The following is a 19,545-nucleotide window of genomic DNA, read 5'->3' as shown; positions in this document are numbered from 1 at the left end:
ACGGCTCGAAAGCGGGTGACGGGAAACAGCTGGTGGCTAGGCCTTCCAGGTGGTGATGGTGTGGCAGAGGGCTTCCATGTTTTCGATCTTTGCCGTGGGAAGGATACCATGACCGAGGTTGAAGATATGGCCCGGGCGATTCTTCATGGCGGAGAGGATTCGGGAAGCCCGATCTTGCACGATCGAGGGCGTGGTGTTTAGCAGGACCGGGTCGAGGTTTCCTTGAATAGCGATGTTTGCGGGGATCTGGGCGGCTGCTTCTTCGATGGGCACGGTCCAATCCACGGCAACGGCCTTCGGCCCGCAGGCCGCTTGTCGCTTCAAGTGCGGCGTGGTGCCCTTCGCGTATAGAATTATGGATACGTCATCCTTCACGGCGTCGATGATCTTGCGTATCCATTTCAATGATGCGTCCTCGTAGTCTTCTCCGGAAAGAATGCCGCCCCAGGAGTCGAAGATCTGGATGGCGTCGGCGCCTGCGGCGTGTTGCATCTTGAAGTAGGCGATCAATGCGTCGCTGATCTTTTCCAGCAATCGCTCGTAGGTCGCTCGATCTTCGTAGTACAAGGCCTTTATCTTGTCGAAATTCTTCGAGCTGCCGCCCTCCACCATGTAGGTAGCGAGCGTCCAAGGGGAACCACCGAAGCCCAGCAGCATCTTCGAGCTGTCGAGCTCCGCCGCTATGAGACGAAGGGCTTGGGCCACGTAGTCCAGTTTTTCCGTTACGGTGTCAGTCGTCAGCTGCTCGATCTGCGAAGCCGAGTCCAAGGTGTAGTCCATGCCGATTCCGCCTTGGTCGCGGAAGTGGTAGCCTTGGCCCATGGCTTCCGGTATGACGAGAATGTCGGAAAAGAGGATGGCTGCATCGAGCGGAAAGCGACGCAGAGGCTGCATGGTCACCTCCAGGGCCAGCTCCGGGGTTTGGGCTAGCTCAAGAAAGGAGTATTTCTCCTTGAGGGCTCGGTACTCGGGAAGGTAGCGGCCGGCTTGTCGCATCACCCAGATGGGAGGGCGGTCCAGGGGCTGGCAGTTCAGGGCTGCAAGGAAGCGTTGTTTGGAAGTCATAGTCTAGCTGTAGGCGTGAAATGAAAAAAGGGATGGGCGCGTTCGGGGCCAAGGTTTTTGGTTCCGCATCTCACTCCAGACCGAGCCAGTCGGCGGGTTTGAGAAACCTGTCGTAGAGTTCGGCTTCGGGCGTGCCGGGCTCTGGTTGGTAGTCGTATTTCCAGGTGACGAGCGGAGGGAGGGACATGAGGATGGACTCGGTGCGGCCGTTGCTCTGCAGACCGAAATGAGTGCCGCGGTCCCAGACGAGATTGAACTCGACGTATCGGCCGCGTCGATACAGCTGAAAATCCCGCTCGCGCTGCGTGTACGGTGTGTCCTTGCGCCGTTGGGCGATTTCGCAATAGGCGTCCGCGTAGCTTTTCGCGACGCTTTGCATGAGCCCGAAGGCGTTTTCGAAGCCGCCTTGGTCGAAATCATCGAAGAAGATGCCGCCGATGCCTCGCGGTTCATTGCGATGCTTGAGGAAGAAGTACTCGTCGCACCAGATCTTGAACTTTGGATACAGGTCGTTTCCAAAAGGGTCGCAAGCGGCTTTGGCCTGAGCGTGCCAGCTGACGCAGTCTTCTTCGAATCCGTAGTAGGGTGTCAGGTCGAAGCCGCCGCCGATCCACCAGATGTCTTCCTGGTCCGCTTCGGTGGCGGGGGCGATGAAGAGGCGAACGTTGGCGTGGGAGGTCGGGACGTAGGGATTGCGTGGGTGGATGACGATGGAGACTCCGGTGGCGTGAAAGGACCGGCCGGCGAGCTGGGGTCGGCTTGCGGTGGCGGATGGCGGGAGATTGGAGCCCATCACATGAGAGAAGTTGACACCTGCCTTTTCGAAGACGGAACCCTCTTCGAGCACGCGTGAAATGCCTCCACCTCCTTCGGCTCGGGTCCATGGGTCCGCTACGAAGGTATTTCCTTCGGGCTCGAACTCCGATAGGCGCAGGCAGAGGTCTTTTTGGTAGGCTTGCAGGAAGGCTTTGGCTCGCTCGAGTTTCTCGATTTGCACGGGGCTTATCTGTACGGGTAACGAGGGCGAGGGCTAGTCCTTTGTTGAAAAAGATGCGCAATCTTCCTCATAGGGAACTCCGAGCGGGCGCTCTCGGTCCTTCCGCTTGCGTTTTTCTCGATCAAACGAAGACTCGGCGCGTTTTCCTTATCCCAAGCAGGCGTTTTTCCTATGGCTATCGTTTCGAACACTACTCGTTTTCTCACTCGCATTCTTGCGTTCGCTTTGCTGAGCGCAGGCTCGTGGAGCCTTTGGGCCCAGGAGGAGCTGGAACCGATCGAAGTCAGCGCCGACGAGGTGGGGGTCGCTGAGCCGGAGGATTCCGAGTCGATCGAAGCGGAGGAGACGTTCGAGGCGCCGGAGGTCGAAGAGGAACTGTCGGAAGAGGAGCTGCTGGATCAGGAATTGAAGCGTTTGCGTCGCGAGCGCGATCTGCTGTCGATTCGGAACTCGATTCGTTCCGAGGAGCTGAAGCAGGAGCTCGCCGAGCTGCGCGAGGAGAAGGAGAGGCTGTCGCTGGAAAACTCCCTTTTCAAGGCCCGCACGCAAGCGGATCTGCTGGAGCATCAAGCGACAATCGACCGGATGTCGGCAGAGATCGACGCCATCAACAAAGGCATGGCTCTGGCGAACGCCCAATCGCAGGCTGAGTTGCAGGAGACCTTGGCCGAGACGCGCCGGCGAGAGCAGGAACTAGCGGCGGAGGCGGCTCTCGCTCAGAAGGAGGCCAGCATCGAAATGGAGCGGCTGCGTCTCGCGGAAACGCAGCTCAAGCTGCGTCGCACCGAGCTGGAAACGCAGTTCGCGGAGCTTCAGGCGAGGATCTCCATCCGAGACAAGGAAGAGGAGGTGCGCGACTTGGTGGATGTCAGTCAGCAGATCTACGCGGAAGAGCCGTACCGTGACGGCGTTCTGCAAATCAGCGACCGGCGCATCGCCCTCAACGGTCCGATCGGGGTCTACCTTTCCAGCTACGTTTCGGAGCGCATCAATTTCTACAACAACCAGAGCACTGAGTACCCGATCTTCATCGTGATCGATTCGTCGCCGGGAGGATCGGTCTGGGCTGGCTACCGGATTCTGGAGGCGATGGATGCCAGCGAGGCTCCCGTTTACGTGGTGGTGAAGTCCTACGCGGCCAGCATGGCGGCGATCATCACCACTTTGGCGGAAAAGTCCTTCGCCTACCCGAACGCCATCATTCTCCATCACGAGCTCAGCTGGTACGGGGTTTCGGGAAACCTCTCGCGGCAGAGCGAGTATCAGGAGGACGCCAAGGAGTGGTGGCGCCGCCTGGCGACGCCGGTTGCGGCCAAGATGGGCGTGACGCTGCAGGAATTTCGGGCGCTGATGTACGAGAAGAGCAGCGCCGGCGATTGGCAGGAGTTCGCGGACGTGGCCAAGGAGTATGGCTGGGTGGACGAGATCGTGGACAAGATCTGGGAAACGTCGATCGATCGAAATCCCGATCGCTACGGGAAGCAGTTTTGGGCCAGCGCCGAGCAGGAGGTGCTCAAGGATGAAAAGGGCAGGTCCTACGTGGAGCTGCCGCGGCTGGAGCCCTACGATTTCTATTTCATCTACAACCCTGACGGCTACTACCGCATCCCTCAGTAGCAGGTAGGCACATTCGACCATGATTTCCGTTTATTCGATAAAGATCGAAGATTTCGGTCCGTAATAAGAAGGCATGTTAGAGACCTTCTTGTTTCTTTACGGAATCTCCCTCATCGCAGGTTCTTGGCTCATGTTGAACGGAATGGCTGAAGCGCCCTTCGGATACGAGGACGAGGACGGATTTCACGTGGTTCCGGCTCCGGTCGCGAGCCAGAGCAGCGAGGATCTCGAGCTCGATAGCGAACGCTCCTAGGAGATCGATCTCGGACGCATTTCGCCGTTTCCAAGGCGAATCGAAAAGCCCTGCTGGATGCTCGATCCAGCAGGGCTTTCGTTTGAGGGGTATAAATTCGGTTTCCGCAGGAGGAGTCGCCTATCAGCCGGCTTCCGAGGAGCGCACCAGCGGCTCGTACTGGTAGCCGATGCCGTGGATGGTTTTCAAATTGTCCAGCGGGGCGCCTTTGCGTTTGAAGAGGTCGCGTATTTTCACGATGTACTGGTCGAGAGAGCGGCTGCGGATGTCGGCGTGAATGCCCCATACCGAGTGGATGAGGTTCTTGCGCGTGATGATGGTGTCCGGATTCTCGTGCAGATAGGAGAGGATGCCGATTTCCTTGCGGCCGATGTTGATCACCTCGCCGTCCGGGAAGGTGATTTCCATGGAGGTCGGATTGACCGAAGCGGTGTTGAATTCGAATGGCGCGTCGGTGAGGCGCACGTTCTTGGTGACGTTGAAGTCGTGGGCCACTTCCGCGCGCCGTAGCACGGCGTGGATGCGAGCCACCAGCTCCGGGGCGCTGAAGGGCTTAGTCACATAGTCGTCCGCCCCCAGTTCGAGCCCTTTCACCTTGGAGATCTCCGAGTCGTTGCCAGTGAGGAAGATGGTCGGTATGTTGATGTCCTCGCGCTTGAGATCCTCCAGGAAGGCGAACCCGTTTTGATCTGGCAGGGTGAGGTCGAGCAGAAGGATGTTCGCGAAGTTGTGCTTGAGGAAGCGCATCGCGAGGGCGCAGCGGTTGCAAATCTGCGTCTGCATGCCAGCTGCTTCGAGGTGTTCCGAAATGACGTTGGCGAGTTCGACTTCGTCCTCAACGATCAATACCAAAGGTTTGGGTTTTGTGGGCATGGCGGTGTCTCGAGTGGTGTTTAGCGATATTTACTTTCTGAATGATGCAGGGTGAGTCGATCCTTGATGGGAGGGTCGCCGAGTGTCGAGCGGTGGGACTCGCGGTCGGGGTGGACAGGCGGCGCATCGCTGCAACAACCGTAACGATAACCATTATTAACAAATGTAAAATCACAAAATGTAAAAAAATGGAATTTTGTTGGGGTGAATCTCTTAATTCGTTTGTCAGGCGCTTGGCGTCGTCGCTGCCGGGGCGGAAAAACCGGGCGAGCAGGCTGGAGGGCGCGACCTCCGACCAAGGAAAATAAGGCTTTTTCTTTCGAAATTGTTTTGGCTTGAGGCGGAGAGAAAGTCGGTCTTTTGACTTTGCCGTGTCACAAGAACAGCCATTGATCATGTTCGGGCTTCCTAAGGGCAGTCTCGAAGAACCTACCATCAGCCTATTTGCGAAAGCGGGCTGGAATATTCGCAAGGGCTCGCGTTCCTACAAGCCGAGCATCGACGATTCCGAGCTGGATGGACGTTTCGTGCGTAGCCAGGAAATCAGCCGCTACGTGGATCATGGCTACTTCGACTGCGGGCTCTGTGGCTATGACTGGGTGGTGGAAAACGGCTCCGACGTGGTCGAGGTTTGCGATTTGGTTTACTCCCGCGCCTCCAATCGCCCTTCCTATTGGGTGCTGGCGGTTCCCGAAGCGTCTCCCATCAAGACTGTCAAGGACCTGCAGGGCAAACGCATCGCTACGGAGGTCGTGAACCTGACCCGCAAGTTCCTCGCCGATCATGGCGTGGAAGCCGAAGTCGAATTTTCCTGGGGCGCGACTGAAGTGAAGGTGCCGGATATGGTGGACGCCATCGTGGATCTCACCGAAACCGGCAACTCGCTGCGGGCCAATAAGCTGCGCATCGTGGAGACGCTTCTGAAAACCAATACCAAGCTCATCGCCAATCGCAAGAGCTGGGAGAATCCGGAGAAGCGGGCCAAGATCGAAACCATCGCCATGATGCTGCAGGCCGCTCTCAGCGCCGCGGACAAGGTCGGGCTCAAGCTCAACGCTCCCAAAGCCAGCTTAGCCAAGATCCTCGAAGTGCTGCCTTCGCTGCGCAACCCGACGGTCAACGATCTCAGCGACGAGGGCTGGTCGGCGGTCGAGGTGGTGCTCTCCGAGAAGGAAGTTCGCGACGTTATCCCGCAGCTCAAGGATCTGGGAGCGGAAGGCATCATCGAGTACCCGCTCAACAAGATCGTCTACTAGGCTCGCCGCTTTCGGTCCAGGAGGCCTGATCTAGCAGCGGCTGATTTCGAGGGGCGTTTCTCCCAGTTTTCTCTGGAAAACGAGTCGGGAGGGTCGCTCCTTTCTCTTTTTACGCTAATATAGGGAGGAAAAAGCTATTTCTCTTGCATGAGTCGGGCTCGGCTGCATCTTCTGCCCGCTCGCGACAAACCTAAACAAGCTCGATTTCGTCGCGTCGCTTCCGATCGAGCTAGCAAAAACCAAACAGTTGAGTCGATTCGTCGGCTCGTCCCAGGCTCTTCTCGACGGATTCCGGAAGCATTCGCGAGCAAGCGCCACGCATATCATGAGTTCAATAATGGCTGAACTTCTCGCCCAGACCTCCTTCGACAAGTTGAAGGAAGGATCGATCATCAAGGGCACTGTCACCGAAATCCGCCAGAACGAAGTCGTTGTCGACATCGGCGGTAAGTCCGAAGGCCTCGTACCTGCAAACGAATTCGTCGATCTCGGCGACCTGCAGATTGGCGAAGAAATCGAAGTCTTCCTCGAAAAGCTCGAGGACAAGGAAGGCAATCCGCTGCTTTCCTTCGACAAGGCTGAGCAAAAGAAGAATTGGGAGAACATCATCACCAAGTGTGAGGAAGGTTCCATCGTTCAGGGCCGCGTGAAGAGCAAGGTCAAGGGCGGTCTGATCGTAGGCATGGGCGTAGACGCCTTCTTGCCAGCGTCCCATATCGACATCCAGCCCCCGAAGAATCTCGACCAGTACGTCGGCCAAACCTACGACTACAAGGTTCTCAAGATCAATTTGGAGCGCAAGAACATCGTTCTTTCCCGCCGCGAGCTCATCGAAGAGCAGCGCGCCACCAAGCGTCGCGAGCTTCTCGAGCGCGTCAACCCCGGCGACGTCGTCAAGGGTGTGGTCAAGAACATCACCGACTTCGGCGCCTTCATCGACCTCGATGGCATGGACGGACTGCTCCATATCACCGACATGAGCTGGGGCCGCATTTCCCACCCGAGCGAAATGCTCAAGCAGGGTGAGGAGATCGACGTGATGATCATCGAGATCAACCGCGAGAAGGAACGCGTTTCCCTCGGTCTCAAGCAGACCAAGTCCAACCCATGGCAGGACATCGAGTCCAAGTACCCGATCGGAGCCAAGGTTGCCGGCAAGGTGGTCAACCTCGTTCCCTACGGCGCATTCATCGAAATCGAAGAAGGCGTGGAAGGTCTCGTGCACGTCACCGAAATGTCCTGGACCAAGCGCATCACCAAGCCGAGCGAACTGCTCAAGGTGGGCGACGAAGTCGAGGCGGTGGTTCTCGGCATCCAGAAGGACGAAGAGAAGATCTCTCTCGGCATTCGCCAGCTCGATCCGAACCCATGGGACATGGTCGTTCACAACTACCCAGTTGGGGCCCACGTGCATGGCAAGGTGCGCAACATCACCACCTACGGAGCCTTCGTCGAACTCGAAGAAGGCATCGATGGCATGGTTCACGTTTCCGACATGTCCTGGACCCGCAAGGTCAACCACCCGAGCGAAGTGCTCAAGAAGGGCGACGAGATCGATGCGATCGTTCTCGACGTGGATACCAACAACCAGCGCATCTCCCTCGGCATGAAGCAGCTCGCTGACGACCCATGGGAAGACATCGACAGCCGCTTCCGCATCGGCGACGTGGTTTCCGGCAAGGTCTCCAAGATCACTTCCTTCGGCGCTTTCGTCGAACTGGAAGACCACATCGACGGTCTGGTGCACATCAGCCAGATCAGCGAAGAACGCGTAGAGAAGATCAAGGACGTGCTGGACATCGGCGCCGACGTGACCGCTCGCGTGATCAAGATCGACCGCGAAGAGCGTCGTCTGGGCCTCTCCATCAAGGCGGCCAACTACGACGACAGCCAGCTGGCTCAGGAAACCGCTACCTACGAAAACATGAAGGACGGCGGCGACTTGATGAACCTGGGCGACATCCTCGACCAGGCAGCCAACAAGTAGTCGAAACTTCGTTTCTCGAACCTTTTCGAAGCGAGCCTCGCCAGGGGCTCGCTTTTTTTATGGTCCGGTCAGGTGGAACGGCTCGTCCCCGAGACGTTCAGAAAACGTGGATCTAGCAGTGACGGTCGTCCCGGGGACGTGCCGACCCACCTAGAAGAAGACGAGATCGCTTAATATCCCACAAATGTAGGCGTACTTGGGCGAAACCGTACGATGATTGGCGCTTCTTTCAGTATTTGCCTTGAAATAAGGGGCTTATTAGGAATGTTTGCAGCAGTCATGACCGTATCAGACTTCGTACCCGTATTGATTCAGATCGCCTTGGCTGCCGGGCTCGCTGGAGCCATTCTCACCGGCAGTTGGCTCTTCGGACAGCGCGGCTCCAAGAACGCGATCAAAAACTACGCCTACGAATGCGGCATCAAATCCGATGGCAAGACGAGCACGCGCTTCTCGGTCAAGTTCTACGTGACCGCCATGCTCTTTATCCTCTTCGACATCGAAGTTCTCTTTCTCATCCCCTGGGTGCTGGTTTACCGCGATTTCGTGGCGAGCAGCCTACCAATTCTTGGCCCAATCCTTTTCTTCATCGGCGTGCTGGTTGTCGGCCTCGTCTACGAGTTGAAGAAGGGCGCTTTGGAGTGGGAAAAATAGGGCTGTGCTAACCAGGTCGCAGCGGGTGCTACCCCGATATGAGACTCGACCGATACTTTTCGCGTAGGCGAACGCTGGATATAGAGAGCGATAACTTAGAGGGTTCACTCAAGGAATTGCTCAAGGTGTCCACGTCTCGATTCAAGGACTTGGAGCGCAAGAAGCTGCTTCCCGGACTGATGCGTCGTGAGAACACCATGACGACTTATTTGGGCAACGGCGTGGCTTTGCCGCATTTGCGGGTGAAGATGCGCCGCAAGTATGTCTTCGCCATCGGCCGCTCCAAGGAGGGAATCAGCTACGAAGGCCTGAAGAATCAGGAGAAGGTGCACTTGGTGGTGCTGCTGCTCGCTGGCGAAACCGCGAACGACTACTTGAACGTGCTTGCCGCGGTGGCCCGTCTAGTGAAGGACCAGGCCTTCGTCGACATGCTGCTCAAGTCTGAAAATCTGGATACGTTCTACGAGCAGCTGACTTCCGCCTTCGGTGGCATCCTCACGGCCCAGCCGAAAGCTCGCCAAAGCTCGCTGAACCGCCTGATGCTCCGTCAAGCGGCTCGCGTGGCGAAAGGGGCGCGTTGCGGTTCCATCGCGGTCTTTGGAGACACCATGCTGGCCAGTCCCCTGGAATTGCCTCCGGCCTTCAAGGAATTTAAAACGGTGCTGATTTCTCGGCGAGCGAAAGAGGGAGACGCGGAGGATTCCAAATTCGACGAGATGATTCAGGTGCGTTCCTTCTCGGAAGGGCGACTTTCCCAGCTGCGATCCGCATTCCTGGTCGGTTTGACCCGCGGCGTATTCAAAATCAGTGACAAGATCTGCTGCGTCGGAGGCATCCCCAGCACCGATCAGTTTGATACGTTGGTAGTGGTGGACATGAAGCAGGAGTTTTCAGCGCTTCTTGCGGAGCGAGAGAACTTCATGCCGAGCGACGTTTCGCCTGAGGTCCTGGAGCGCGTCATCGGCATCGCCATGGAGCTTTCCGTGGAGGGTCGAGAAGGCAAGCCGGTGGGCACCTTGTTCGTGCTGGGCGATACCAAGAAGGTGGAGACGATGACCAAGCCGCTGGTCCTGAATCCGTTTCATGGGTACAAGGAGGAGGATCGAAACATTCTCAGCCCGTTCATGGACGAGACGGTGAAGGAGTTCTCCAGTCTGGACGGGGCCTTCGTCATCAACGGCGAGGGCGTGCTGGCCTCGGCGGGCAGCTTGATCCACACGCCGGAGTTCGATCAGGAGCTGCCGAGCGGACTTGGAGCCCGTCACGCTGCCGCTGCCGCGATTTCGCTTTGCTCCGACTGTCTGGCCATCGTGGTTTCCTCGAGCACCGGGCAGGTGACGGTCTTTCGAAACGGCATCGCTCTGCCGCTGGTCGAGCGTTCGCTGGGGCGCAAGGCTCTCTAGACGGAGCCGGTCGATCGAGAGCTCGCCTCCGTCCGAGTCCCCTGTATTTTCCCCTTGCATTCTATTCCCGAGATGCGAGAGTTCGCGGCTTCAATTTCTAAAAAACCATGCCACGCGAAGTAATCACTCTCGAATGTACCGAAGCAAAGGCCGAAGGTAAGCCGGTTTCCCGCTACCTCTCGTCCCGCAACAAGAAAACCGTCACCGAGCGCGTTGAGAAGAAGAAGTACAATCCTCATCTGAAGCGCCACACGGTTCACAAGGAAATCAAGTAGTTGGTTTTCTCCCAGCGCTTTACGACAAAAGCGACTCTCGTTCGAGGGTCGCTTTTTTAGTTTACGCCAAGGCCGTCGGGCGTCTGGACGCGAGCTGAGGAACGGGACGTGCGGCTATTCGCCGCTTTCAGGGTGGCGGCGGGCGGCTCGCCAGCTGTCTCGGTGCTTGCGGATCCAGTCCAGCAATGCGCGCTCGAAGCCAATGTCGTACCCGAGTCGCTCCGACTCGAGCCACTTGTGCCGCAGGATCTCTTCGCGTTCCGCTAAAAACTCTTGGTATAGGCTGGAACGTTTCACGAATTCGTGTTGGTCGCTCGACTTGTGTTCTTCTGCTGCCATGACGGTTAACTTCGCTCCGCAGCGAACGGACAATTTGTCCTAGGTAAGCAATCGGAACTTATGGCTATTCCATAAGGTCTTGGCAATCGCATTGCTGCTTTTGACAGATTGCTAACCGGCGTTCGTTGTGGGAGTGGTGCGAGGATAATACGCGGGAGCATTGAGGGTAATTCGTTCAACGCCAACCCTTTTCCTCTAGGATTGTCCCTAATTTACAATCAGGGCGAAGATCAGTGCGCTTCGCAATCTGGCCGACTATATGCGAGACAGAATGTCGCGAGCTATCGTTTTGAAGCTTTGGGCGATCTTCGAGTCCGGTTCCGCGACCACGATCGGCTTGCCGGCGTCGCCGCCTTCGCGAATCGATTGATCGAGTGGAATTTGACCCAGAAAATCGGTTTTCAGATCGTTCGCCGTTTGCTGGCCACCGCCTTCACCGAAGATGTTGACCCGCGTCCCATCGGGCTGTTCCAGATAGCTCATGTTTTCAGCGACCCCAAGGATCTTGACGTTGGTCTTTTCCAGCATGCGGGCGCCGCGCTTGGCGACTTGGGTGGCGGCTGGCTGAGGAGTGGTGACGAGCACCGCTCCGCTGAGAGGAATGGTCTGCACGAGGGAGAGCTGGGCATCGCCGGTGCCGGGCGGGAGATCCACTACCAGGATTTCGATTTCGCCCCACTTCACGTTCTGAGAAAACTGCTGGATGGTCTTCATCACCATCGGTCCCCGCCAAACCACCGGAGTGTCCTCGTCCACCAGAAAGCCCATCGACATGACCTTCAGGCCGTTTCCCTCCATCGGGATCAGCGATTCGCCCTCCACGTAGGGACGCCCGGAAAGCCCCATCATGAGGGGCACGGAAGGGCCGTAGATGTCGCAGTCCATGATGCCAGCCGTCTTTCCGTCCGCTTTGAGGATTTCGGCGAAGGCGCAGGCCAGATTGACCGCGAAGGTGGACTTGCCCACGCCACCTTTGCCGCTAGCGACTGCGATGACGTGCTTCACGCCGGGAATGCCGCCTTCGGGAGACGCCCCTTGGGGCGCGCTCGGTCCCGCGGGCTTCTTGCCGCTCATGACTACCGAAACCTCCGCGTCGGTGACTTCCGGCACTGCTTTGAGGGCGGTTTCGACGCCGTCCCGGATCGCTGGTGGGATGGACGAATCGGAAGTGGACACGGCGATGGAGACCTTGGCCTTGCCATCTTCGAACTCCACCGAACGCACGAGTCCGAAGGATACGATATCTCTACTGAATCCGGGATACTTTACGGTACTGAGGGCTTGCTTAACTTTTTCGAGGCTCACTTGGCTGATGCTTTTCTTAATTTGTTGTCGACCATCGACGCCCACGCTTGCTCTTGCAATAGCTGGCTCTGTAAAAACTGTTTTTGTAGAAACCTGAAACAATCGCACCTCTGTCAAGTCTGGGCTTAAGCCGCATGAACCAAAATCCGTTTTCCCGATTTCGCCTTCTTTTTCTAACGCTTCTTGCCGTTGCCTTCTCTTGCTCCGCTTTCGCGCAAAGCCGCGAGGGCGTTTCCGGTGGCACCGTCACCGTGACCGGCAGCCGCGACCTGGTGCCAGTGGTCGCTCGCTCCTCCAACCCGGCGACCCTGGAGATTCTCCAGTCCGCTTTCACCGTGCATGGCGGCTATCAGGTCGTCGAATCGATGCAGGACGCTTCGTTTGCCATCGCCATCGAACCATCGGGCCCGACGGGGGCGCGTCTGGTGATCAGCTCAGGCGTTCCGGAGCGCCAGCAATTCGCTGAAACGCTGACCGGGGAAGACGGATACAGCGCGATTCTGCGGGCCGTCGATCGCGCGATCTTTAAGACCAGCGGCAAGCCGGGCTTCTTCTCCGGAAAGCTCGTTTTCGTGAGCGAAGACACAGGCACCAGCGAAATCTACACTAGCGACTTTCTCTTTCGCAACATGACCCGGCTGACTTCGGACGGAGTGAACGCGGTGCGGCCGCATTGGTCGCCCGACGGCGACAGCATCCTCTACACGAGCTACAAAAACGGTTTTCCAGACATTCACCGCCTCGACCTGCGAAACCGTCGGCGAGAGGTGGTCGTCGATTTCAAAGGCACCAACATGGGGGCCCGCTACAGCCCCGACGGTTCGCGCATCGCGTTGATCATTTCCGGCGGTCGCAACGCGGACGTTTGGGTGCGGGAAGCCAATGGGCAGTTTCGTAACCTGACCAAGTCCAGTGGACTGGAGGCGGCTCCCTGTTGGTCTCCCGACGGCTCGCGCATCGTCTTTTCCTCCGACCAGAACGGAGGCGTTCAGCTGTTCGTAGTGCCTTCGTTTGGTGGTCAGATGCGCCGCTTGCGCACCGACATCAGCGGCTATTGCGCGGAACCGGATTGGAATCCGGTGGATCCGAACAAAATCGCCTTCACCGCCGCAATGGGATCTGGCTACCAGTTGGCGGTCTACGACATGAACGAGGGCAAGAGCCGCTTCATCACCTCCGAGCGGGGAGATGCTATCGAGCCGCAGTGGCTGAGCGATGGACGTCACATCGTCTACACCCATCGCCGGGCCAACAGCAGCCAGATCAAGATTGTGGATACGCTCAGCTTGAAGAGCGCGAATCTTTCCGGCGGACGCTCCAAGATTTCCCAGCCTAGCTTTATCGCTGAATAGGGCGAAGGCGTAGGTGGCGCTGGTACGGCGGGTCGCCGCGTTGAGGCGACTCCATTGCCCGAGGGCGGGTCGCCGACCCGCATCGCGCTTTTAGCGATTCTCCCAAACGAAAAGCCGAGGCGGACCGCCTCGGCTTTCGGATTAAACTTAAGACGTCGAAAAAGTCGTTCTAGAGGGCCGCTGCGTAGTTCTTGTTGGCAGCGTCCCAGTTCACCACGTTCCAGAAGGCGGAGATGTAGTCCGGACGCTTGTTCTGGTACTTCAGGTAGTAGGCATGCTCCCAAACGTCGAGACCGATCACGGGCGTGCCGCCGTCCATGAGCGGAGAGTCCTGGTTGGGAGTCGAGCAGACGCAAAGCTTTCCGTCGCGCACGCACAGCCAAGCCCAACCGCTGCCGAAGCGGTTCGCTCCCGCGGCGGCGAAGTCTTCCTTGAACTTGTCGAAGCCTCCCAGTTCCGACTTGATGGCTTCAGCCAACTTGCCGGTCGGAGCTCCGCCGCCGCTCGGGCTGAGGATTTTCCAGAAGAAGCTGTGGTTGGCGTGGCCGCCGCCATTGTTGCGCACGGCGCCACGGATCTTTTCCGGAACCGCGTCCAGATCCGAAATCAGGTCTTCGACGCTCTTGGATTCCAGATTCGTGCCTTCAATGGCCGCATTCACCTTGGTGATGTAGGTTTGGTGGTGCTTGGAGTGGTGGATCTCCATCGTCTTAGCGTCGAAGTGGGGTTCGAGCGCGTCGTAAGCGTAGTCGAGTGCTGGTAGTTGGTATGCCATTGTCTTATCTTGGTTGATGTTGGTGTTGGAAATGTCCCTTGTTTGTAAATAAAGAATAATCTTTGTCAAATAGTTCCTTTGCTCATCTCGCGCTTGAGCTGGAAGAAGGCCTGCAGCAGTTCGAGGCATTCCTCTCGCATGGTGCCGATTTCAACGCTCAGGCTATGGTTGATGGTAGGGTAGCTATTGACGTCGTACAATCCGCCGAGCCCGCCCATTTTGGGGTCTGGCACGGCGTACACCACGCGTCCGAGTCGAGACATCATGCTGGCGCCGGAGCACATGGGGCAGGGTTCCTTGGTCACGTAGAGCGTCGTCTCGTTGAGTCGCCAGTCCTTGAGGTGGCGGGCGGCTTGGGTGATGGCGAGCATCTCGGCATGGGCGGTGGGGTCTTTCGTCGATTCGACCTGGTTGTGCGCGGCTGCGATGGCTTCACCTTGGTAGGCGACCACGGCTCCTATGGGGACTTCGTTTTCCTTCCAAGCGTCGATGGCTTGATTGTATGCCAGGGACATGAAATAGAGGTCGTCTCGCTGGAGCTGGGAGGGGAAGCGTTTCTGAAAAGGGCACTCCGGTGCGGCTTTGACGGGATTATTCATCGGTTCGCGTTGACTATGGAGGCCTATGTTTACTCTTGACTAATAGCAAGGATATGAAAGGAACGACGCTTTCATGTTCACCGCCCTAGCCGGAGTAGCTAGATCCTTTACCACTATATATGGCTGACGATGTAATCCAAGTAGAAGGCAAGATTGTCCAAGTGCTGCCCGGAACCATGTTCCGTGTTGAACTGGAAAATGGGCATCAGGTTCTTGCTCACATTTCTGGAAAGCTTCGTAAGCATTTTATCAAGATTACGGCGGGTGATCTGGTGAAGATGGAGATGAGCCCATACGATTTGGACAAGGCTCGCATCGTCTATCGCTTGCGCAACGCGGCCCAGAACCGCAACGCGCCGATCCGCTCCTTCGGCCCGCGCCGTCGCAAGTAATTAGCTCGTCAAAGGGCTGGCAGGGCCGCTAGCGTGACTGTCGCATGGCCTCTCAACTGCAAGACGAGCTCGACGCCTTTCTCGCTTTTCTAACCCTTGAGAAGGGGCTCTCCGAAAACACCCTTTCGAACTACCAGGTCGACCTCGAGCAGTTTCGCCTCTTTCTGATGGAGGCTCGGAAGGTGAGGTCTTGGAAAGAGGTCTCGGCAGGTCACGTTTCCGATTGGATCTACTCGCTAAGCGAAGCGGACTACTCAAACGCTAGCCTCTGTCGCAAGCTGAGCTCGCTCCGCTCTCTGGACGCGTTTCTGCTGCGGGATGGATGTATCCGAAAATCGTTTACGGAAATCGTGAGCGGTCCTTCTCTGAGAAGGAAGGCTCCGTACACGCTGAGTATCCAGGAAGTGGAGCGGCTTATTTCGGCTCCTGATGAGACAACGCCTCAAGGGCTGAGGGACGTGGCCATTCTCGAGCTGTTTTACTCCTCGGGATTGCGAGTATCCGAGCTGACGGGCTTGCAGCTGCAGCAGATGGATTTGGAGATCGGGGCCTTGAAGGTGTTTGGAAAAGGATCGAAGGAGCGAGTGTGTCCGATCGGACGAAAGGCGATTGCCGCGCTCGAGCGCTACTTGGAAGTGGGGCGCCCGCAATTGGTTCGCGCCAAGACCGGGAGCTCGGTCTTTATCAGCTCTCGCGGGTCGGCGATATCTCGCAAGACGATCTGGGTCTTGATCAGGAAATACGCATCGCTGGCCGGGATCGACAAGCCCGTCAAACCGCACATGCTGCGGCATTCCTTCGCCACGCACCTCCTGTCCGGCGGGGCTGACCTGCGCGTGATCCAGGAATTGCTGGGACACGCGGACATATCGACGACGCAGATCTACACCAGCGTCGAATCGGAGCGTGTGAGGAGCGCCCACGACGAGTTTCACCCTCGTAGTAGGGGGAATATGGATACTGTGTAGGTGCTGGCGTTCCTGTATGGAGGGACGCCCTTTGAGGATGGTTTGCGGATGGAAGAGGAGCTTCTATCCGCCGTATCCAAAAAATGGACTTAGAACTGGGGGAAGACGGTGGTGGTGCCTCCCGGCTCCGCGCTGTGGTTGTATCCAGCGCTCCAGAAGCTGTCGTTGATCAGCACCTTGAACTCGAAGGGCTCGGTCACGCCTGCCATGGAGATGGTCCAGCTGTCGCCGCTGCAGTCCATTGGCACGCCTTGCGACCAGGATAGGCCAGGGGCGTCGCCTCGCAGGAAAAGAGTATTGCCGAAGCCGATATCGATTTTGGCCACGATGGCGGTTTTGCTCGCGGCCGGGCTTGCGGTCGTCTTCTTGGGAGCCGCTTTCTTCGCCGCGGTCTTTTTGACAGCCTTCTTGGCTGCGACCTTCTTGGCTGCGACTTTCGTGGTCGCTTTCTTGGCGGTCGCCTTGGTGGCTACTGCCTTCGTTGCAGTCGTTTTAGTAGCTTTCTTTACAGCCTTCTTCGCCGCCTTTTTGGCAGCTGCGATCGATCTCTTTTTCATGTGACTAGTTGGTTATGCCGTTGGAGACTGTGCTGCTAGCAAGAGTTGATTCACTATCAGGGTCTCGAAGTGGGGAAAGTAATAGAGTGTCTTTCAGAATAGCAAACAATAGGCGCAGTTGGATGGTTACGGAAAAGAGAACTCTTCAATTCTCTTTTGAGCGCCGAAAGCACAGCTTATGCCAACGGTTTACTCCGCGTTTTTTTGATCGGTATTCACAGCGTCAGGACAGGTGGACGGAGGGGGCGAAAACAACGAAGCCTCGCCAATGGAAGTGGCGAGGCTCGATTCGAAAGTTAGCTTTTGGAGGGGGGCTAGTCGACCACCAGCAACTCCACCTTTCGCTCCTGTGTCATCTGAGCGGAGCTGGCGCCTTCGGTAGCTTGAAGGTCGCCTTGGGAGAGGGTTTGCAAGCGGGATTCGGAGATGCCGAGCGTGGCCAGATAGTTCTGCACCGCTTTCGCTCTGCGATCTCCGAGGGCCAGGTTGTACTCGGTGGTGCCGCGCCAGTCGCAATGGCCTTCCAGCACCAGGTTGGAGCCGGGATTGTTGCGAAGGTATTCAGCGGCCTGATTGACCTTGCCGCGTTCATCCGGGCTGATGGTGGCGGAGTCGAAGCTGAAGTATACGGTAGGCAGCACGCCGCGTTGGGCTCGGTCGATCCATTGGTCGGTGTTGCCGCGTGAGGTCAGACCTGCGGCGGCGGCATCGCTGCCAAGGTCGACGGGGTTGAAGCCTTCGTCTCTGCTGCTGGAGTCGTAGCCTTGGCCCATTACGGTGTCGAGAGGGTTAGGTCGACGGGGCTTTTTCGAGCAGCCGGAAAATGCGATGGCGATCAAGAGGGCGGAGGCGATAAGAATGGTTTTCTTCAACATGATGGGTCGTGTGGTCTTCTTAGTGATGGACTATCGGCATAAGATAAAGTTCGGCAAGAATTTACTCAGGATTGATACGCTTTGAGCGGCTTCTCGGGCCGAATCGACCGCAAGCGGGGATTTTGTTGCCTCGAACGAAGTCAGCGGCGAACCTTGCCCGTTTCGCTGAAAGCCCTCTTCGAGGACAGGTTTGTGATTTCGACTATGAAGGAGCGCGTCGTTTTATTGGATAATGGTTCGTTGAAGCCCGAGGCGGTTTTCAGTCTGAGGCGCATTGCGGCGGAGCTCTCGAAGCGTCTCGATCGATCGATTACTCCAGTGTCCTTGCTTCATTCTGGCAAGATAGATCCGGTGGAACTTGACGGCGAACGAGCGTGGACCTGGAAACGGTTTCTCAAATCCATCCAAGATCAGTCCGTGGAGAGGGTGTTCGTGCTGCCGCTGTTTTTCGGGCCGAGCTCGGCGATCGTCGACTACTTGCCCAAGGTCTGGAGGGAAACGATGAGCGCCGAGCAGCGTTGCAGGCTGATCGTGGGCAGGCCGTTGGTGAACCGCGACGATCCGAGCGACGATGAGGTGGCTCGGATATTGGAGAGGGCGACGCGGGCGCGGTTGGCGGATATGGAGGCGTCGCCGACCGTGATCGTGGTCGACCATGGTAGCCCGATACCGCAGGTGGCGGAGTGTCGAAACATGGTGGCGAAGCAACTCGGGGCGCGTTTGGGAGACAGTGTCAGCAGAGTGGTGGCCGCCTCGATGGAGCGTCGGGAGGGGGAGCAGTACGCTTTTAACGAGCCGCTGTTGGAAGGAGCGCTGCAAGGACTGCGTCCCGGCGAGACCGAACTCGTCATCGCTCTGATGTTTTTCTCGCCCGGACGACATGCTGGGCCTGGGGGAGACATCGCTCAGATCGTGTCCGAGTCGGAGTGGGGTCGCCGCGGCGGCCAGGTCCGTTTCACGGAACTGGTCGGCCAGTTGCCGGACTTGATCGACCTGCTGGAGCGGAGGTATCGGGAAATGCGATCTCGGGCTCGCGTCCGCTAAGTTTGGATACGAAAAAGCGACAGGTCAGGTCGACCTGTCGCTTGAAATTCGGATGCGGCTGCGCCCCGGGAACCGTTAGATGGCTGGATCGAGTTCGATCAGCCCGTTCTGCATGGCGTAGCGCGTGATGCTGGCCACGTTGTGCAGGTCTAGCTTGCGCATCATGTTGGTGCGGTGGTTGTCCACCGTCTTGACGCTCAAGCCGAGCTTCTGGGCGATTTCCTTGGTGCTGTGTCCCTCGGCGATCATCTGCAGCACTTCGCGCTCGCGCTCGGTGAGCGAGTCCTTGGAGCGTTGCACGCTGTTGGGATTTGCGACCACGGAGCGGATCAGTTCCGCCACGTTGGGACCGAAGAAGGTGCCGCCTTCGGCGATGATGCCCAGGCCGTTGATGAACTCGCGCAAGTGAGCGGTCTTTTCCACGAAGCCGTGGGCGCCCGCTTCCAGCATGTCTTTCACGATGGAAGGATTCTGGTAGGCGGAGAAGACCAGATAGCGCGTGTGCGGCAGCTGGCGATTCAAACGGCGGATCAGCTCCAGGCCGTTCAAGCCTGGCAGGCGGGCGTCCACTACTACAACATCGGGTTGCAGCTCGAGAATCTCCTTCAGCGCGTCCTGTCCATTGCCGCTTTCGCCAATGATCTCGTAGTTGTGGCGCTCAAGAATGTCCGCAAGCATTTGGCGGACGGTCGTAAGGTCATCTACTATGTATAGTCGTTTCATTTTGGTTTTTTCCCTCAAACTGTAGGGCGACTTGTCAGGTCGCTTGTGGTGTATGTTATGACAGTATGAGGACATCCCCTCACGGCAAGAGGACCGGTCTCTATTAACATCAAATTGATTCGTAGATTCAAAAAAATGTTAACGCCTTTGTGAAATACCCGTTAGGTGGGCGAAAGTTGTTAAAAACCTGCGATGGATTTTACATGTCGCGGAAAAATGGGTACAAAAATCCGCTG

The 19,545-nt window shown here is 57.4% G+C and carries 21 protein-coding genes; 11 read left to right on the top strand and 10 right to left on the bottom strand.

The window, feature by feature from the left end:
• Window positions 1–36: 36 nt before the first annotated feature.
• On the bottom strand, window positions 37–1,065 hold the full coding sequence (hemE, locus tag QEH54_RS18040; RefSeq protein WP_309020101.1) for a uroporphyrinogen decarboxylase: 1,029 nt from the start codon (window positions 1,063–1,065) through the stop codon (window positions 37–39).
• A gap of 70 nt (window positions 1,066–1,135) precedes the next feature.
• Complete coding sequence (hemF, locus tag QEH54_RS18035; protein WP_309020100.1) at window positions 1,136–2,062, bottom strand: oxygen-dependent coproporphyrinogen oxidase; 927 nt, start codon at window positions 2,060–2,062, stop codon at window positions 1,136–1,138.
• A 171-nt stretch (window positions 2,063–2,233) separates the two neighbouring features.
• Between hemF and QEH54_RS18030 the strand changes: the two genes are divergently transcribed.
• A complete protein-coding gene (locus tag QEH54_RS18030) occupies window positions 2,234–3,679 on the top strand; it encodes an ATP-dependent Clp protease proteolytic subunit (protein WP_309020099.1) in 1,446 nt (481 codons plus the stop codon).
• Between the two features lie 73 nt (window positions 3,680–3,752).
• Entirely contained in the window at window positions 3,753–3,932 is a 180-nt protein-coding gene (locus QEH54_RS18025; RefSeq protein ID WP_309020098.1) for a hypothetical protein, read from the top strand.
• Window positions 3,933–4,055: 123 nt separating this feature from the next.
• Here the strand turns inward: QEH54_RS18025 and QEH54_RS18020 are convergent, their stop codons facing one another.
• A complete protein-coding gene (locus tag QEH54_RS18020) occupies window positions 4,056–4,805 on the bottom strand; it encodes a response regulator transcription factor (RefSeq protein ID WP_309020097.1) in 750 nt (249 codons plus the stop codon).
• 395 nt (window positions 4,806–5,200) lie between these two features.
• Here QEH54_RS18020 and hisG point away from each other — a divergent pair, with 395 nt between their 5' ends.
• From hisG to rpmG, 5 genes are all read left to right on the top strand, one after another.
• On the top strand, window positions 5,201–6,061 hold the full coding sequence (gene hisG / locus QEH54_RS18015; protein WP_309020096.1) for an ATP phosphoribosyltransferase: 861 nt from the start codon (window positions 5,201–5,203) through the stop codon (window positions 6,059–6,061).
• Between the two features lie 325 nt (window positions 6,062–6,386).
• A complete protein-coding gene (gene rpsA, locus QEH54_RS18010; RefSeq protein WP_309020095.1) occupies window positions 6,387–8,048 on the top strand; it encodes a 30S ribosomal protein S1 in 1,662 nt (553 codons plus the stop codon).
• Between the two features lie 279 nt (window positions 8,049–8,327).
• The gene (locus QEH54_RS18005; protein WP_309020094.1) at window positions 8,328–8,702 is read left to right on the top strand and encodes an NADH-quinone oxidoreductase subunit A; all 375 of its coding nucleotides are present in this window, start codon (window positions 8,328–8,330) and stop codon (window positions 8,700–8,702) included.
• A gap of 38 nt (window positions 8,703–8,740) precedes the next feature.
• A complete protein-coding gene (locus QEH54_RS18000; RefSeq protein ID WP_309020093.1) occupies window positions 8,741–10,105 on the top strand; it encodes a PTS sugar transporter subunit IIA in 1,365 nt (454 codons plus the stop codon).
• A gap of 107 nt (window positions 10,106–10,212) precedes the next feature.
• Window positions 10,213–10,380, top strand: coding sequence for a 50S ribosomal protein L33 (gene rpmG / locus QEH54_RS17995; protein WP_200356797.1), 168 nt, complete (start codon window positions 10,213–10,215; stop codon window positions 10,378–10,380).
• A gap of 114 nt (window positions 10,381–10,494) precedes the next feature.
• Here rpmG and QEH54_RS17990 read toward each other — a convergent pair whose 3' ends face one another.
• Entirely contained in the window at window positions 10,495–10,719 is a 225-nt protein-coding gene (locus QEH54_RS17990) for a hypothetical protein (protein WP_309020092.1), read from the bottom strand.
• Between the two features lie 255 nt (window positions 10,720–10,974).
• On the bottom strand, window positions 10,975–12,024 hold the full coding sequence (locus QEH54_RS17985) for an Mrp/NBP35 family ATP-binding protein (protein ID WP_309020091.1): 1,050 nt from the start codon (window positions 12,022–12,024) through the stop codon (window positions 10,975–10,977).
• A 134-nt stretch (window positions 12,025–12,158) separates the two neighbouring features.
• On the opposite strand from QEH54_RS17985, the gene QEH54_RS17980 reads away from it, so the two are divergent.
• On the top strand, window positions 12,159–13,376 hold the full coding sequence (locus QEH54_RS17980) for a hypothetical protein (RefSeq protein WP_309020090.1): 1,218 nt from the start codon (window positions 12,159–12,161) through the stop codon (window positions 13,374–13,376).
• A 169-nt stretch (window positions 13,377–13,545) separates the two neighbouring features.
• On the opposite strand, the gene QEH54_RS17975 is transcribed toward QEH54_RS17980, so the two are convergent.
• Together QEH54_RS17975 and tadA are read right to left on the bottom strand one after the other, a co-directional pair.
• On the bottom strand, window positions 13,546–14,151 hold the full coding sequence (locus QEH54_RS17975) for a superoxide dismutase (protein ID WP_309020089.1): 606 nt from the start codon (window positions 14,149–14,151) through the stop codon (window positions 13,546–13,548).
• A gap of 65 nt (window positions 14,152–14,216) precedes the next feature.
• Window positions 14,217–14,750 carry a tRNA adenosine(34) deaminase TadA gene (gene tadA, locus QEH54_RS17970; protein WP_309020088.1) on the bottom strand — a complete coding sequence of 178 codons (534 nt, stop codon included), beginning with the start codon at window positions 14,748–14,750 and terminating at the stop codon, window positions 14,217–14,219.
• A gap of 119 nt (window positions 14,751–14,869) precedes the next feature.
• Between tadA and infA the strand changes: the two genes are divergently transcribed.
• Together infA and xerD are read left to right on the top strand one after the other, a co-directional pair.
• Window positions 14,870–15,142: a translation initiation factor IF-1 gene (gene infA / locus QEH54_RS17965; protein WP_345785677.1), complete on the top strand. Its 273-nt coding sequence runs from the start codon at window positions 14,870–14,872 to the stop codon at window positions 15,140–15,142.
• Between the two features lie 44 nt (window positions 15,143–15,186).
• Window positions 15,187–16,110, top strand: a complete 924-nt coding sequence (gene xerD, locus QEH54_RS17960) for a site-specific tyrosine recombinase XerD (RefSeq protein ID WP_309020087.1) — start codon at window positions 15,187–15,189, stop codon at window positions 16,108–16,110.
• Between the two features lie 89 nt (window positions 16,111–16,199).
• Here the strand turns inward: xerD and QEH54_RS17955 are convergent, their stop codons facing one another.
• Both QEH54_RS17955 and QEH54_RS17950 read right to left on the bottom strand, forming a co-directional pair.
• Window positions 16,200–16,667 carry a hypothetical protein gene (locus tag QEH54_RS17955; protein WP_309020086.1) on the bottom strand — a complete coding sequence of 156 codons (468 nt, stop codon included), beginning with the start codon at window positions 16,665–16,667 and terminating at the stop codon, window positions 16,200–16,202.
• A 314-nt stretch (window positions 16,668–16,981) separates the two neighbouring features.
• Window positions 16,982–17,542, bottom strand: a complete 561-nt coding sequence (locus QEH54_RS17950) for an OmpA family protein (RefSeq protein WP_309020085.1) — start codon at window positions 17,540–17,542, stop codon at window positions 16,982–16,984.
• A gap of 204 nt (window positions 17,543–17,746) precedes the next feature.
• Here QEH54_RS17950 and QEH54_RS17945 point away from each other — a divergent pair, with 204 nt between their 5' ends.
• On the top strand, window positions 17,747–18,586 hold the full coding sequence (locus QEH54_RS17945; protein ID WP_309020084.1) for a hypothetical protein: 840 nt from the start codon (window positions 17,747–17,749) through the stop codon (window positions 18,584–18,586).
• 75 nt (window positions 18,587–18,661) lie between these two features.
• On the opposite strand, the gene QEH54_RS17940 is transcribed toward QEH54_RS17945, so the two are convergent.
• A complete protein-coding gene (locus tag QEH54_RS17940; protein ID WP_309020083.1) occupies window positions 18,662–19,309 on the bottom strand; it encodes a response regulator transcription factor in 648 nt (215 codons plus the stop codon).
• Between the last annotated feature and the right edge of the window lie 236 nt (window positions 19,310–19,545).

The sequence above is a fragment of the Pelagicoccus sp. SDUM812003 genome (assembly GCF_031127815.1).
Lineage (GTDB): Bacteria > Verrucomicrobiota > Verrucomicrobiia > Opitutales > Opitutaceae > Pelagicoccus.
This window is presented reverse-complemented; position numbering and strand designations above follow the sequence as displayed.